The organism is Sphingobacteriaceae bacterium (assembly GCA_002319075.1).
In the GTDB taxonomy this organism is placed as follows: domain Bacteria; phylum Bacteroidota; class Bacteroidia; order B-17B0; family Aurantibacillaceae; genus Aurantibacillus.
Genome location: NVQB01000001.1, coordinates 860,748 through 874,644, shown reverse-complemented (window position 1 = coordinate 874,644; position 13,897 = coordinate 860,748). Strand labels below are relative to the sequence as shown.

Annotated in this window: 15 protein-coding genes; 4 read left to right on the top strand and 11 right to left on the bottom strand. The window is 39.1% G+C overall.

Annotated elements, in window-relative coordinates; translation table 11 throughout:
- Positions 1 to 420 precede the first annotated feature (420 nt).
- From CNR22_03950 to CNR22_03940, 3 genes are all read right to left on the bottom strand, one after another.
- Positions 421 to 855 (bottom strand): hypothetical protein, encoded by a 435-nt coding sequence (locus tag CNR22_03950; protein ID PBQ30955.1) that lies wholly within the window; start codon positions 853 to 855, stop codon positions 421 to 423.
- A 25-nt stretch (positions 856 to 880) separates the two neighbouring features.
- Positions 881 to 1,510 carry a hypothetical protein gene (locus CNR22_03945; GenBank protein ID PBQ34808.1) on the bottom strand — a complete coding sequence of 210 codons (630 nt, stop codon included), beginning with the start codon at positions 1,508 to 1,510 and terminating at the stop codon, positions 881 to 883.
- Between the two features lie 88 nt (positions 1,511 to 1,598).
- Entirely contained in the window at positions 1,599 to 2,174 is a 576-nt protein-coding gene (locus tag CNR22_03940) for a cyclic nucleotide-binding protein (GenBank protein ID PBQ34807.1), read from the bottom strand.
- A gap of 410 nt (positions 2,175 to 2,584) precedes the next feature.
- Between CNR22_03940 and CNR22_03935 the strand changes: the two genes are divergently transcribed.
- The 4 genes from CNR22_03935 to CNR22_03920 all read left to right on the top strand — a co-directional run bounded on the left by CNR22_03935 (position 2,585) and on the right by CNR22_03920 (position 4,819).
- On the top strand, positions 2,585 to 3,163 hold the full coding sequence (locus CNR22_03935; GenBank protein ID PBQ30954.1) for a hypothetical protein: 579 nt from the start codon (positions 2,585 to 2,587) through the stop codon (positions 3,161 to 3,163).
- Positions 3,164 to 3,231: 68 nt separating this feature from the next.
- Positions 3,232 to 3,996, top strand: a complete 765-nt coding sequence (locus CNR22_03930; GenBank protein ID PBQ30953.1) for a sterol desaturase — start codon at positions 3,232 to 3,234, stop codon at positions 3,994 to 3,996.
- A 42-nt stretch (positions 3,997 to 4,038) separates the two neighbouring features.
- Positions 4,039 to 4,446, top strand: a complete 408-nt coding sequence (locus tag CNR22_03925; GenBank protein ID PBQ34806.1) for an SIGNAL peptide protein — start codon at positions 4,039 to 4,041, stop codon at positions 4,444 to 4,446.
- Positions 4,447 to 4,573: 127 nt separating this feature from the next.
- Complete coding sequence (locus CNR22_03920; GenBank protein PBQ30952.1) at positions 4,574 to 4,819, top strand: hypothetical protein; 246 nt, start codon at positions 4,574 to 4,576, stop codon at positions 4,817 to 4,819.
- A gap of 4 nt (positions 4,820 to 4,823) precedes the next feature.
- On the opposite strand, the gene CNR22_03915 is transcribed toward CNR22_03920, so the two are convergent.
- The 8 genes from CNR22_03915 to CNR22_03880 form a co-directional block, all read right to left on the bottom strand.
- Entirely contained in the window at positions 4,824 to 5,405 is a 582-nt protein-coding gene (locus CNR22_03915) for a hypothetical protein (protein PBQ30951.1), read from the bottom strand.
- 213 nt (positions 5,406 to 5,618) lie between these two features.
- Entirely contained in the window at positions 5,619 to 6,065 is a 447-nt protein-coding gene (locus tag CNR22_03910; protein PBQ30950.1) for a hypothetical protein, read from the bottom strand.
- 326 nt (positions 6,066 to 6,391) lie between these two features.
- Positions 6,392 to 6,583, bottom strand: coding sequence for a hypothetical protein (locus CNR22_03905; GenBank protein PBQ30949.1), 192 nt, complete (start codon positions 6,581 to 6,583; stop codon positions 6,392 to 6,394).
- Between the two features lie 194 nt (positions 6,584 to 6,777).
- Positions 6,778 to 7,653 (bottom strand): phenazine biosynthesis protein, encoded by an 876-nt coding sequence (locus CNR22_03900; protein ID PBQ30948.1) that lies wholly within the window; start codon positions 7,651 to 7,653, stop codon positions 6,778 to 6,780.
- A 119-nt stretch (positions 7,654 to 7,772) separates the two neighbouring features.
- Positions 7,773 to 8,324 carry a hypothetical protein gene (locus tag CNR22_03895; GenBank protein ID PBQ30947.1) on the bottom strand — a complete coding sequence of 184 codons (552 nt, stop codon included), beginning with the start codon at positions 8,322 to 8,324 and terminating at the stop codon, positions 7,773 to 7,775.
- A gap of 248 nt (positions 8,325 to 8,572) precedes the next feature.
- Positions 8,573 to 10,792, bottom strand: coding sequence for a copper oxidase (locus tag CNR22_03890; protein PBQ30946.1), 2,220 nt, complete (start codon positions 10,790 to 10,792; stop codon positions 8,573 to 8,575).
- 6 nt (positions 10,793 to 10,798) lie between these two features.
- On the bottom strand, positions 10,799 to 11,650 hold the full coding sequence (locus CNR22_03885) for a mercury transporter (GenBank protein PBQ30945.1): 852 nt from the start codon (positions 11,648 to 11,650) through the stop codon (positions 10,799 to 10,801).
- Between the two features lie 21 nt (positions 11,651 to 11,671).
- On the bottom strand, positions 11,672 to 13,888 hold the full coding sequence (locus CNR22_03880; protein ID PBQ30944.1) for a copper-translocating P-type ATPase: 2,217 nt from the start codon (positions 13,886 to 13,888) through the stop codon (positions 11,672 to 11,674).
- Positions 13,889 to 13,897 lie beyond the last annotated feature (9 nt).

The window sequence follows — 13,897 nt, the reverse complement described above, 5'->3', positions numbered from 1 at the left end:
TTTTTTTTCAGAACCTTTGTAGAATCATCACAACGTATGAGACGGCGTCTTGCTAGTGCGAACCAAAAGAAAAAAGGCTGGTAAATTGTCAGCACGTATGTATTTCTGGCGCTCTATCTCGCCTTAAAGTCCCACGGCTTTTATCGCACCGGCACTGAAATTTTCGAAGGTTAAGAGTCCTTCTTCAGGTAAAGTTGTGCATCCTCGAAGTTAAAGGGTTTTAAGTGGTGTATATAAGAGCACTCTAAACATTAATAAGTGCAATGACTGGCAAATAGTTTCTTACTACATTTTTTGTATGCAAATAATAATATTGCAATAGCAGTAACTGACCCAACTATTCCAATTGGCAAATACCAAAGTGTATTGCAGTGTTTTAGTAAAATACGTCTATTGGACTTTTTGAAAAGCGAAAATCAGTTATAATTGTCGGTTGGATGTTTGAGCTTGAGTCCATTTCCACGCATAACGGATAATTAGACAAAGAAGAGCCACTTCTGCAACAGCAGCAAAAATCATGTGTATCCAAGCCTCTCCGGCCAGATTAAATAGCATATAAGGAATAAGACCTGTGGCCACAATCATGTTCGTTAAGCGATTCGCTCTGGCCGCTAGAACAACAGAAAGAAAAATCATCATGATCGGAATTGTAGCCAAAGAGAGTACCGTAAATATAAATCCTTGTGTAATATCAAATTCAAACACTCTGCCATTTGAAATGTCTTCTATCTTGCGCGGCATATATAGATGCAAATAGTCTACATAGATATAGAGAAACATAAAACTCACCCACAGTGCAGCAAGCTTAAGCTTTACATTGACTTTGATGTCTTCTGGTACTTTTTGTTTATTCATTATTTTTTTATCCTTAAAATTCCACTTAAAAGTTAAATCCGATATTAAGTCCTGGTTCTGGAAAGATGAACTTCGGCCATTTGTCATCCAACTGTTTAAATCCATCGGGTAATGGTGTATGATAAGCACGATGTGTCATACATATTGAGGGTTGAAAAAAAAATCTATCCTTAAATAGTTTTATGTGATAACCAACGCGGTAGGAATTGAAAATTTGAAAACCATCGCCGGTTTTTTTACCCTTGTCATTTACAAAAATCTGCCAGGTAGGCATTACATCAAGTTGGGCATACAAACCTTTCCATAAAAATCGTGTGTAAGCTACTGTTACGCCATATTCACGAATATAGCCCGGGAACTTTTCTTCGGACTTATAATACGCATCGTTTAAAAAGGGGTGAATGCCATTTGGCCACGCATATCTCCAGGTTTTTGGAGAGAACCGGATTACGTCTTTTCCTGTAATCCTATAACCTATATCCAGTTGAACGAAATTAGGAGGGTTTTTTGTGTCAAAATTTCCCAACAATACAAACAAAGAAGTCCCTGCGAACCAGCGTTTGTAAGTGCTGTCTTGTTTGGCATATTGCGCACTCATTTGTAATTGGCTAGCCAACGCAAGGGCAAGTCCGATCCATCTAATTTTCTTTTGCATATCTAAACTCATTTATGTTTAATAATACTGCAAAAATAGATGGGCGTTATGTTACCCTACCTTCACTTAAGTTAAGAAATACTTTTAGCTATTTTTTTTCAATAATTCTAGCTCTTAATCTGCTCAAAGATTGTGGTTGGATGCCTAAATAGCTGGCTAATTGGTGTTGAGGAACGCGCTGAATAAGATCAGGCCTTTTTTTTAATAAATTAAGGTACCGTTGTTCTGGCGACGAAGTTTTAAACTCGTCAAAGTCGATTTTATTTTTAGCCAAAAGTTCTGCTGAAAACAGTCTGCACATTATTTCAAATTTAGGAAATTTACTATTTACTTCTTCTTCCATATCAGAATTTGAAATTAAAAGTAGAGAGTCTTCAATACAACTAATATAATATTGGGAAGGGGTTTTACTTATTACACAATTTGGTGTCAAAGCTTCCATTTCTGTGTAGAAAGCAGTAGTTTTTTCTTCACCATCTAAAACATAATAAGTACGAATACAGCCATTTATTACAAAATAACTTTCTTTCGAATTTTGTCCTTCCTGGAGTAAAAGAGTTCCTTTTTTTACTGAGCGAAATATGTCCAGCGAAAGTAAAGCGTTCTTCTCGTCATCGTTCAGAGAAATGTATTTTGATATAAAATCAAATAGTTTGTCCTGCATCTTGTTTTCTCTTGTCATTGCTGTCTTCTGCTCTTTCCACCAATTACCTTACAAGATCAGTTTCCTGAAACCTACCTTGTAAGAATTGCATGCTGAAACTAAGTTTTGTGTTAAACAAAGGTATTGATTTTAGGTTTAATTTTATTTGATTTAATAATGGGCAACTTCCGCAAAAACAACTTACTTAACCGCTACAAATAAATCCCACCTTACCGGGCACACGATAGCTGCATTCCAAAGCAAACTCACCCAACTTTTTCACTGATATTTTGCTGATTTGGCAGGATGTTTTTTGATTGTGGAGTGGTCATTTATGACTTTAGGGGTCGGCAACTTTACAGCCTTCGCCGATCGTACGGTCAGAGTTCAGGCACTAGGATTATTTGTCGTATTTTCGGCTGAAAAATTTAATGTATAGTAAGATAACAGAATATATTCGGACCAGGATTACAATTAGTGACAAAGAGTTAGAAAGTAGTTTTAGTTATTTTGAACCAAAAACTTTCGGCAAAGGTGACTATTTGTTGCGCATTGGTAAGTATTGTCGATTTGTTGGTTTTGTAAATAAGGGACTGTTAATTACTACACTACTCGATAACGCAGGAAATGAGAAAGCAAGTGATTTTATTTACGAAGGCTGTTTTTTTACTTACGTTGAAGGGCTGGCTTCAGATGTTCCTTCTCATAAAAATATTATTGCATTGGAAAAATCTGAAGTCTTAGAGCTAAGTAAAGAAAATATGGCAGCTATTTTTAAAGCTAACCCCAAATTTGAGGCCCTGTTAAATCAAATGCTTGCAGAAGAATTACGAAAACTGATGATAAACGAACAAGAAAGTAAAATTAGTAGTTTGGATGAAAGGTATTTGAATCTCGAAAAACAATTTCCAAATGCTTTTCAAAGAATCCCTTTAAAATATATTGCCGATTATCTTGGTATTGAGGCCCCAAGCATTAGCCGTCTTCGAAAAAGACTGGCAGGAAAATAAGAAATTAACCTGGGTTAAGTAACCACCGGTAAATCAATTGTACGTTTACATTTTTAAAATGTAAACAAATGACTTGGAAAAAATTTCTATGGCAACTACTAGACATTGCCGACAAATACTATTTTATTGCAACGCCTGTATTTCTTATTTTTTATATCCTTCTGAAGAAAAAAATTTCTTATCTGAAAATACAGTTAAAATTCCCCGGGCTAAAAGACTATAAAAGGGAAATTATTTTTTCAACTATTTCTATAATTATTTTTTCTCTTCCACCACTATTTCTCTTACTTACGGATAGCATTCGCCAACACACCACATTTTATGACGACGCGGATAAATATGGCCAGGTATATTTTGTACTTGCTGTTCCTTTAATGATACTGATTCACGATACCTATTTTTATTGGATACACAGGATGATGCACTCGCCAATGTTATTTAAAATGTTTCACTTAATTCATCATAAATCCACCAATCCATCTCCCTGGGCTGCTTATGCGTTTCATCCATTCGAAGCAATTTTAGAATCATTGATATTTGTTATTTTCCTTTTTACAATTCCAATTCACCCATTGCACTTAACCATTTTCTTTGTTTTTAGTCTTTTCTATAATGTTTACGGGCATCTGGGTTTTGAATTATATCCCACAGGATTTAATAAACATTGGCTGGGTAAAATGATAAACACTTCCGTAAGCCACAATCAGCACCATCAGTATTTCAGTGGCAACTATGGCCTGTACTTTACACTATGGGACAGATTAATGGGGACATTGAGACCTGATTATGATCTGGCATTTGATGAATTAAAAAAAAGAAAAAAAATAAACTAAGTACTTATGCAAAGTAAAATTTTACTACTTTTTTTGAGCCTGATCCTGTTCAGCCACATGTCAGCTGCTCAAAATAAGACAGATGACATCGTTGGAAGGTGGCTAACAGCCGGAAAAGAACCTGCAAAAATTGACATCTATAAAAAGGGCGAAAACTATTACGGTAGAATAATTTGGTTAAAAAATCCAACTGATAAAGGCAAACCAAGAGTGGATGGTAATAACCCTGATTCAGCAAAGAGAAACAATCCTACCATTGGCTTGGTGATGTTAATTGGGTTTAAGTTTGATGGGGAGAATGAGTGGAAAGATGGGTTTATTTATGATCCTGAAAGTGGTAAGACATATAGCGCTTATTTATCCTTAAAAGAAAAAAATACTTTAGAAGTAAGAGGTTATGTTGGTATTTCATTATTCGGTAGAACGGAAACATGGACACGGGTAAATTAAAGAGCCGAAAGGGATCTGAGATACATTTTTATCAAGCCATTTTTAAATCACTTAATCCGTAAGATGGATGCAAATTAAGCGGAGATTCCGAATTTTTTCTGCACCCGTTAATACCCCTTAAAGGATCATGAGAATGTATGTATCACATGAACAAAATGGGAAAGGAATTGCAACGAAGTTGATGCAAGTGATAAAAAGAAACATCTGTATTCACACCATTGAACAAATCCATCTTTGGTTGAATTCGGCCAACCGTCGCTCAAAAAATCTGTATGAAAAATTCGGCTTCCAAACTTGTGGAACTGATGAGAGGGCAATAAGATGGGATAATATCTTTTTCTCAGAAGACTTTGTATCGTTACAACTGAGATAGAAGATTATTTTTCAAGTAACGACTTCTTCAGACGACTCAGCGACTCGGGCGTTACTCCTATATAAGACGCTATAAGCTTTTGTGGAAACCGCAATTCGATGCTAGGATACCTGGCACAAAATATCTTATAGCGTTCTTCAGCGCTCATGCTGAGACCTGAAAGTACCCGCTCCTGAAACGTAGCAAAAGCATTTTGTGTAATTTTAAGAAAATACAATACGATAGCGGGACTGAGAGCGTACGCCTTATCCATATTTTCTCTTGTAAACTCATACACTTCACAATCTTCAATCGCCTGGACGTTCAATTTTGATTCGCCTCCATGAATGAAACTATGAACATCGCTGATCCACCAACCTTCTATTCCAAATTGAACGGTGTGTTCTACTCCGCTATTATCAATCCAGAACGCGATTATCGCTCCCTTCCTGATAAAAAAGGTCTTCCGGTGTGTACTGCCCTCTGATACTAAAAATTGTCCTTTTTTAAACCTGCGTTCTGTGGCAAGTGAAACAAATTCTCTAAAATGTTCATCACTGATTACGACGTGTTTTGTCAGGCTAGTTTTCAAAAGAGAATGCTGCATTTCTTTTACGCTAAAAGACAAATTTAATAAAAAAGTAAACAACGAATGAAGTGCCGTAAGGGCTTCGGTGGTTCGAATACCCGACAAGAAACAACATCTTCTTTAACGCACAAGTCCTGACTGGTTATATGGCCTGCCAGGACTTGCATTCATTTGACTTAGAGAAATTACAGTTAGATCAGGGACAATGAAAAAACAACGCTTTTCAGAAGCTTAGGAACGCTGGGTTATATGATGATCAATTGACAGTTTACCCCCGCCGCTAAGAACTAGAGACAAACTAAGTCCAAAGATCAGGAGGAAGTATTCAGCTCCTTCTCCTTTTTGATTTCCGAACCAGTTCATAAAAAAACCGTAATCCATGTGCGAGGTGAGAAGGATCCCCATAAAAAGCGAGAAGATCGAAAAGCTGGTTATCCGTGTGTGATAACCCACTATCAAAAGAAGAGCGCCAAAGAACTCGATAATGATCACTGCAAACGCAATGATCCAGGGTAAGGACATAGTTTCGGTAAAGAAATTCATTGTGCCGGTAAATCCATAGCCACCAAACCATCCGAGTAGTTTTTGCGCACCATGTGGAAATAATACGATTCCTAACAGGAGACGGCTAACCGTTGCTCCCCAATTGTTTTCTGTTTTTAATAATAGCGTTTTCATAGTGATTTTTGTTTTTGTTTTTTTTTAATTTGATTTTAAAATATGGAGCAAAATTATCGTACGATGCAGACTGAATCCAATGACACGAGTTAAGTAATTGTCTTATCTTAGGATAATTTCCGCAATCCATGTTAAGAAGCGGAATTCTACTATTTCCTTAACGTCAAGTTTCTGTAGAGCCATCTGCGCTTGCTTAACAACGTTTTCTTGTTTGTTGCCGGTTATCACTACTTCTTTCATTTCGGCGGCACTGTCCTCTATAAAAATGTTCAATGTTAAGTTCGACGAAAGGTCTTTTTTTTTTGGAATATGGTTTATTTCCTGACCTATTTGACTTGCAAAATGTATTTTCCTTCAGGCACCGTTAACCAAAAGAAGCTGTAGTCATTTGCAGGCATAGCAACACCTTTTAATTCAGAACTACTTACGATAGTACCCTTCAGTTGTTCACCAGTGATTTTGTCTTTCACATGGCCGCTAACTGTGTGCTTGAACCGGGATTTTGATATTCCTGTCAAAAGCAGCAGAACTAAAATTGTAATTTTTTTTCTTTTTTTTGGTGAGCGAGTAAACGACTCCTTGGTTGTTATTTATTTGGTTTAGTGTTTAACTCTCTGGTGCCCCTGTATTCCGAAGCCTTTAAAAATCTGGGGTAAAATTATTTACCGCCTGAGGATTAGGTTTGTAGAATCCTGTCTGATTTATATAATTACTAACGGATGTCGATCGTCGTGGTTTCAGCTAAATATGCAATTCCGCCAACGAATAGACGCTCAATGGCTCCATTTTCAACAACGAGATTTACTTCAATGGAACTTCGCGAAGGTGGAGTCATGTAACGGCCTTGTTCTATAAGGTAGGTTGAAAGCTGTTCACTTGAACTCAAGTTTAGCAGGCAAGCCAGGGGTCCTGCCGCCATGCCAGTTGCAGCCTCCTCGGCTATGCCATATAAGGGTGCAAACATTCGCGTAGTAGCGTGTTCTGTTAAACCACTTCTCCTATGAAACAGATAAAATCCAATTAACCCATATTGCGTAGAAAGTTCACTAATTAAGTTATGGTCTGGAACAGCGTTTTTTAGCGCAATTTCATCAGCCGTTTCGATTAGCAGAAATGAAGTTCCCGTGTTTACAATTACAGGCAACGTGTTAGGTCGGATGTCCGATGAAGTGAGGTTAAGGCTTAAAAGGATTTTACCCAGATCCTTACGATTGGGTCGGCTAAAGAACGGCGCCTTCTGTTCCATGAAAGCCTTGTTGCTGACGAACCGGATTTCGCGCAAACCATCGATTGTTTCTTTAACCACAAATTTCTTTTTGATAGCCCCGGTTTGTTTCATGTAAGAGAACGTTGCAATGGTCGCATGACCACAATGCGCGATTTGTTTTGAAGGGGTAAAAAATTCAAGTTTGTAGTCTGCAATGGCAGAACTAGATACAAACGCCGTTTCTGATACATTTATTTTTGTGGCAATTTCCTGTTTTTGAGCGATTGTGTAGTGATCAGCATCAAATACGATAGCGGCGGGGTTACCACCAAGGTTATCAATGCTAAAAGCATTGACGATAGTTATTGGTATTTTTTTCATATTTTTTTTATGCAAAATTGGGTGTTTGGTGTGCGGGAAATAATCTCCTGGGATAAGAAATCGTCTTGATATATGTTAAGTGTTTTTGCTTAAAGCAATCTACACAATTGGCCTTGTGTTTACCGAAAGTCCTTCCTGATAAATAGGCCGTAATTGCGCCGGTATGTGATTGCCGGTCCATAAGCGTCGAAGTTGATGGCAATCCCTGTTTGAAGGTGTTTGAGATTTATTCCAAGCCTCAGATACTGGTAGCTGCGATTGTGTTTGTCTCCTGAAAAATTAAACATACTTTGAAATTTTGAATACAATGGTAGTTGCCCGGCGATCTTCGGTTTATATTCTAAGAGGAACATCAGATCATAAGAAGGATTTTTGCAAATGTCAATGCGTGGCACAGCGAGTACTGTAAGATTTTTGACAGCTTTAAAGAATTGAATGTTAACCGATGGCCGGAAACCGGGTTGTGTCGAATAAAAGCTGCCCACCGACGCTTTAATTCCTTTAAGAAGCTCATAGGTAAGATAGAACTGGTTCATAAGTTCTTCTTTTTTATTCTCTTTATAGGGGGCTATCAACGAACCGGTTCCGAAAACACCGAATTTTGATTCGCTTAATTTTTTTGAGGCCGAGTATTGGTACCAGGTGTATTTATTGCCGAGTACTACCTCCATAGGTATGGGCTGGGCGTTTAGGAAATAGAAGCCAGTTAAAATGAACTGGCAGAATACGATTAATCTCTTTGTGAGCATGTTTAAATTTTTTCGGAGCCGTTCTTCTTATCAGAATGGGCTTTAGTATTTGCTCACAAAGTTCTGCTTACTCCAGGAGAAGTGAAATGCGTTATGATATGAATTTCACTTGATCTGTATCAAGAGTAATTGTGCAAAAGAGGTTCGGGGGAACTACAACCAAAAAAATGCTAGTAGGTAAACGTAAAGCCACCACCAAGCCCCATGTCACTGTCATAATGGGCCGAGAGTGAAAAGTTTTTATCCAGGACATACTTGAAGCCGGCCATGTATTCAAGATCGCTATTGCCCATAAAATTTAAGCGTAAACGCTTTGTAAGTGGAATGTCTTCTCTCATCAGCGATAACCTAAGCTTGCCATCTGTATCGAAGCGTGCATCCGCTACAATCAGCAGTGGTAAAGTGTATTGCACACCAAAACACAGAGCCTGGCGAATGTCTTTTGTGTTTTTCTGCCCGAAAATATTTTTTTCAACTTCATCTATTCCCATTTTCCTGTAACGATAATCTATTCCGACATATGGAAACAGCCATTGCATTTTTCCAATGTACCTTCCAAAGTGCGTTTCAACTTCATAACCGTGCATGTCATTATAACCCAATCGCCATTCAGCCTGAAGATTGTAACGAGTGTTCATGTACATCATTTCACCATCGTTTCCATTGCTGGCAAAATCATTCTGAACCATGAAGTGAAATTCCCGGTCGTCCTTATAAAGTTTTTTAATGGCCTTCTCAGGGTTTGGCAATTGCGGATTTGGCGGCGAATTTTCATAACTGAAGATTCTTCCCATTCCACTCATCATGTGGTATAAAATATGGCAGTGGAAAAACCAGTCGCCACTTTCCGTAGCTGCAAATTCAATAGTGTCGGTTTCCATGGGCATTATATCCAGTACATTTTTAAGTGGCGAATAGTCTCCATATCCATTTACGATTCTAAAAAAATGTCCGTGTAAATGCATGGGATGGCGCATCATAGAATTATTATAAAGTACAATGCGTATGTTTTCTCCCTTTTTGATTAAGATCTTATCCGTTTCAGAAACCGTTTTGTTATCAATGCTCCAAACATAGCGGTTCATATTTCCCGATAACGTAAAGTTCAGAACCCGGGTTGGCCCGGCAGGCAATGTCGTTTTTACCGGCGACTTTAACATCGCGTAGTTCAAAGTAACAATATCAGACAGAGCGTTGCTATTATAACGGTCGTTATCCAGCCGGGAGTCATGATCATGATCTTTTTTTTCTTCTTTTTCACCGGTGATCTCAGGATACATCACTACATTCATATCCATTTGCTGAAGACTCATGTTCATGCCCATGTCATCCAGGTTACCATTCATTTTCATCATGTCGTTCATCATCTTCATTCCATCAAAATACTTTAAAGGCTTTAACGGTGATGCGAGCTGTTTTGTGCCCCTGCCCAGCCATAGAGAAGTGTTTCTGATGCGATCCTCTGAAGTGGCTAAAAACTCATAGGCAACGCTGTCTTCCGGTATCGTTAGCAGAACGTCGTATGTTTCTGCTACAGCTATGATCATCCTGTCAACCGGCACCGGAACAACGTCCATGCCATCACTCGCAGCGACTTCCATTTGTCCGCCGGCATAGTTGAGCCAGAAATAAGTAGAGGAACTCCCGTTGATAATCCTTACCCTCACTTTATCACCTGCTTTAAACTGTGGCGCTTCGATTTCAGGTTTTCCATTAGACAGGAATTTATCGTAATACACATCGCTCACATCCATGGCTAACATGCGTTTCCACTCGTTGGTAAATTTCGTTTTCAGGCTTCCGGCTGCGATGGCATCGCCATAACTTTGTACCGCCCCTTTTTGAATCTTCGCTTTTTTAATAGCAGACCAATCGTTTGCCATGTGAAGCCTGCGGTGAACTTCAAAAGGCTTCATGTTTGTCCAATCGCTTAATATCAACGTATACTCTTTCATTGGCGGAGCGTTGCGCTTATGAATTATAAAAGCACCATACATTCCGCTTTGCTCCTGTAATTTGGTATGTGAGTGATACCAATAAGTGCCACTCTGAACAATGGGAAATTTATAGAGGTGCGTAGTTTTTGCTTTTATTGGAGCGGTTGTGAGGTACGGTACACCGTCTTGTTCGTTGGGTATAATTAGTCCATGCCAGTGGATGGATGTTTCAGTCCTTAGCTCGTTATGAATAAAAATTTCAGCAGTATCACCTTCTGTAAAATGCAGTTCAGGCATTGGAATCTGGCCGTTAACCGCATAGGCGTGTTTTTCCTTGCCTGCAAAATTCACCAATGTATCGCGCACGTACAAATCATACCTCACTTTTTTTTGTGCCACTAATTGGTTCAAAGTGCACAGCATGAATAAAATTAATATCCTGAAAGACTTCATAATAATTTATTTGCTCGTTTCTGAAATTTTACCGCAGGTCATCATTTGCGAACCGTAATAAGGGTTTTTAATTGCAGATTCCTTGCTCACCCAGTTCGCGCCTTTGCCATCATTAAACATTGGACAATGGTCTAAATAAACGGTGTATGAAGGTTTAATTCCTTTCATGACTTCGTACATGTTTTGTGATAGAGTAGTAAAATGCTCTCTTTGTTTGCTAATATCTTTACTTTCACCAATACTCACAGCATCTGTTTTAAGGTTAGAAACGTATTTCATAAAAACTTTATGTTGATCGGCATTCAACGATTCCATTTTTACCATGCTCAGTGCGTTCATAAGTTCTTTACTCTTTGAGGAAGCGGTATTGGCATCTGTTTTTACCAGAGCGTCTTTTACGGAAAAATACAAAGCGTAAACAGATTCTAAAGCGACTTTTTCCTGTTGACTTCCTGGTGATTGTTCTTTATCGGTTTTATTGTATGCGTTCTTATTGGATGCTAAAGCTTTCGCAGATCTTTCATATTGGCAACAATCGGGCAATTTGGAATATGCAGCTTGGGGAGCAAAGTATTTTTCATTGTCGTAACCAGAATATGCAACGGCTTTGAGAATTTCATCAGCATTGGTTTTTCCAGGATCGTAACTGACTTTTAATTCTTTTTTCTCTTCGCTCCATTCTGCATCACTTGCTTTTTTGGTGGCCGCAGTTTCAATCGTTTTTTTACACATGCCGCAGTTACCCGACACCTTATACGTTTCTTTAACTACATTTTTATTTTGAGCTTGTAGTGTTGACACTGAAACTAAGCCAATTGCGGCAAGCAGTGTGGTTATTTTTATTTTCCAGTTTTTCATTTTTCTCTTGGTTTAATATATTTAAAGTTTTGCGATTTTTAAACGTAGGCTATTAGCAACTACTGAAACAGAGCTAAGTGCCATAGCCGCCCCGGCGATCATAGGATTCAGTAAGAAGCCATTTACCGGGTACAATATTCCAGCTGCAATCGGGATGCCTACCAGGTTGTAGATGAAGGCCCAAAATAAGTTTTGTCTTATTCCTCTCACAATAAGCTTTGACAATCTCAGAGCTTTAGGAATCGATTGAAGGTCGGAGGTAATCAGGGTCATTTTTGCAACATCTATCGCTATGTCAGAGCCTTTACCCATGGCAATACTCAGGTCCGCCTGAGCTAAAGCATGACTGTCGTTGATCCCATCTCCAACCATGGCAACCACTTTTCCTTCTGCCTGGAGCTTCTTTACAAATGCGGCTTTATCTGAAGGAAGGGCATCTGCCTGAAAGCTGCGAATGCCGACTTGTTTTGCAACTGACTGAGCAGTCAGGTGGTTGTCCCCGGTTAACATATATACTTCAATGCCGCGTTCTTGTAACTGTGCGATGGCAGCCTTTGACGTTTCTTTCACCTTGTCGGCAATCGCTATCAAAGCGATCGCTTGGGTACTGTTGGCGAAGAATACAACTGTTTTCGCTTCTGCCTGCCACTTTGAAACAGTATCATCAATTTTACTGCTGGCGATTCCTTGCTGCTGCATCAGCTTTTTGTTGCCTACGTAATAGACAGATCCGTTATACTCCGCTTTAATTCCTAATCCCGTTAGACTTTCAAAATTCTGAAGTCCGGTGAGGGAAACTTCATCGCTGTTAAGAAGCTTAATAACCGCTTCTGCAAGCGGGTGTTCAGACCGGGACTCCATGGTGAACAAAACGTTTTGCATTTCCTTTTTATTTTCTTCTTTGAGCCAGGTAAGATTTGTAACTTCTGGGTGTCCTTCTGTAATCGTTCCGGTTTTATCAAGGATTAAAGCATTCACCTGATGTCCAATTTCTAAACTCTCGGCATCCTTTACAAGGATATTATTTTCAGCGCCTCGTCCAATACCTACCATAATAGCAGTTGGAGTAGCCAATCCAAGCGCACAAGGACATGCAATAACCAACACGGTAATAGAATTTAAGAGTGCGTGCGTGAAAGCATTGTCTCCACCAAAAACCATCCAAACAACGAAAGTAAGAATTGCCAGGCCAATAACCGCCGGTACAAAGATTCCCGCTATCTTATCTACCAGGTTCTGAACCGGCGCCTTGCTTCCCTGGGCTTCCTGAACCATTTTGATTATTTGTGCGAGTAACGTATCGCTTCCCACCTTTTCTGCTTTGAATTTGAAAGTACCCTTTTGGTTGAGTGTCCCTGCAAAAACTTTACTGCCTGGGGTCTTTTCAACCGCAACAGGTTCCCCACTTATCATGCTTTCATCTACGAACGATTTTCCTTCTTGAACAAGACCGTCTACCGGAATTTTTTCTCCTGGCCTTACAATAATAATTTCTCCTGCCGTTACTTCCGATAACTGTATTTCTATTTCTTTATTCTCCCTTAGAACTTTTACCGTTTTTGGTTGAAGGCCAATTAACTTTTTAATCGCAGACGAGGTGTTGGATTTAGCCCGTTCTTCTAATAATTTCCCCAGGGATATAAAGACGATAATTACCGCAGCAGCCTCAAAATATACATGGGCGTGTAATCCGCGGGAATGCCAGAATTCAGGATATATGGTATTGAATGTGCTGAATAGGAAAGCGATCCCGGTGCTGAGTGCAACCAATGTATCCATGTTGGCCGTGCGGTGTTTCAGCTTCTTAAAAGCGCTGATAAAATAGTTTTTGCCAAAATAAAATATGATTGGTGCGGTTAATGTGAGAGAGATCCAGTTCGCGCCGCGAAGATCCATCAGGAACATCCCGATGATAACAACCGGTACAGCCAAAACCGCCGACCAAATGGTTCTTAATTTTAATTGTTTGAAGTTCTGCTGTTGTATTTCTTCCTGCTTTTCGCTGGCGTTCTCGGTGTTAATCAATAAATCGTAACCGATAGAACGTACAGCATTTTGAATTCCGTTAACGTCGATCAGTTTTTCATCCCATTCCACCTGCGCCTGTTGATTGGCATAGTTGACACTTGCGTTTTTTACACCCTTGGTGTTTTTTAGAATGGATTCAACACTTACCGCACAGGCGGCGCAAGTCATTTCGAGAACGGGAAAAGTTTGTTTGTTTAGTGTGGTGCTCATTTTAATTCG

What these genes read in the sequence shown, in the direction of transcription:
- CNR22_03950 (PBQ30955.1), bottom strand. Translation starts at nt 855, where the DNA reads ATGAATAAACAAAAAGTACCAGAAGACATCAAAGTCAATGTAAAGCTT.
- CNR22_03945 (PBQ34808.1), bottom strand. Translation starts at nt 1,510, where the DNA reads ATGCAAAAGAAAATTAGATGGATCGGACTTGCCCTTGCGTTGGCTAGC.
- CNR22_03940 (PBQ34807.1), bottom strand. Translation starts at nt 2,174, where the DNA reads ATGCAGGACAAACTATTTGATTTTATATCAAAATACATTTCTCTGAAC.
- CNR22_03935 (PBQ30954.1), top strand. Translation starts at nt 2,585, where the DNA reads ATGTATAGTAAGATAACAGAATATATTCGGACCAGGATTACAATTAGT.
- CNR22_03930 (PBQ30953.1), top strand. Translation starts at nt 3,232, where the DNA reads ATGACTTGGAAAAAATTTCTATGGCAACTACTAGACATTGCCGACAAA.
- CNR22_03920 (PBQ30952.1), top strand. Translation starts at nt 4,574, where the DNA reads ATGAGAATGTATGTATCACATGAACAAAATGGGAAAGGAATTGCAACG.
- CNR22_03915 (PBQ30951.1), bottom strand. Translation starts at nt 5,405, where the DNA reads ATGCAGCATTCTCTTTTGAAAACTAGCCTGACAAAACACGTCGTAATC.
- CNR22_03910 (PBQ30950.1), bottom strand. Translation starts at nt 6,065, where the DNA reads ATGAAAACGCTATTATTAAAAACAGAAAACAATTGGGGAGCAACGGTT.
- CNR22_03900 (PBQ30948.1), bottom strand. Translation starts at nt 7,653, where the DNA reads ATGAAAAAAATACCAATAACTATCGTCAATGCTTTTAGCATTGATAAC.
- CNR22_03895 (PBQ30947.1), bottom strand. Translation starts at nt 8,324, where the DNA reads ATGGAGGTAGTACTCGGCAATAAATACACCTGGTACCAATACTCGGCC.
- CNR22_03890 (PBQ30946.1), bottom strand. Translation starts at nt 10,792, where the DNA reads ATGAAGTCTTTCAGGATATTAATTTTATTCATGCTGTGCACTTTGAAC.
- CNR22_03885 (PBQ30945.1), bottom strand. Translation starts at nt 11,650, where the DNA reads ATGAAAAACTGGAAAATAAAAATAACCACACTGCTTGCCGCAATTGGC.
- CNR22_03880 (PBQ30944.1), bottom strand. Translation starts at nt 13,888, where the DNA reads ATGAGCACCACACTAAACAAACAAACTTTTCCCGTTCTCGAAATGACT.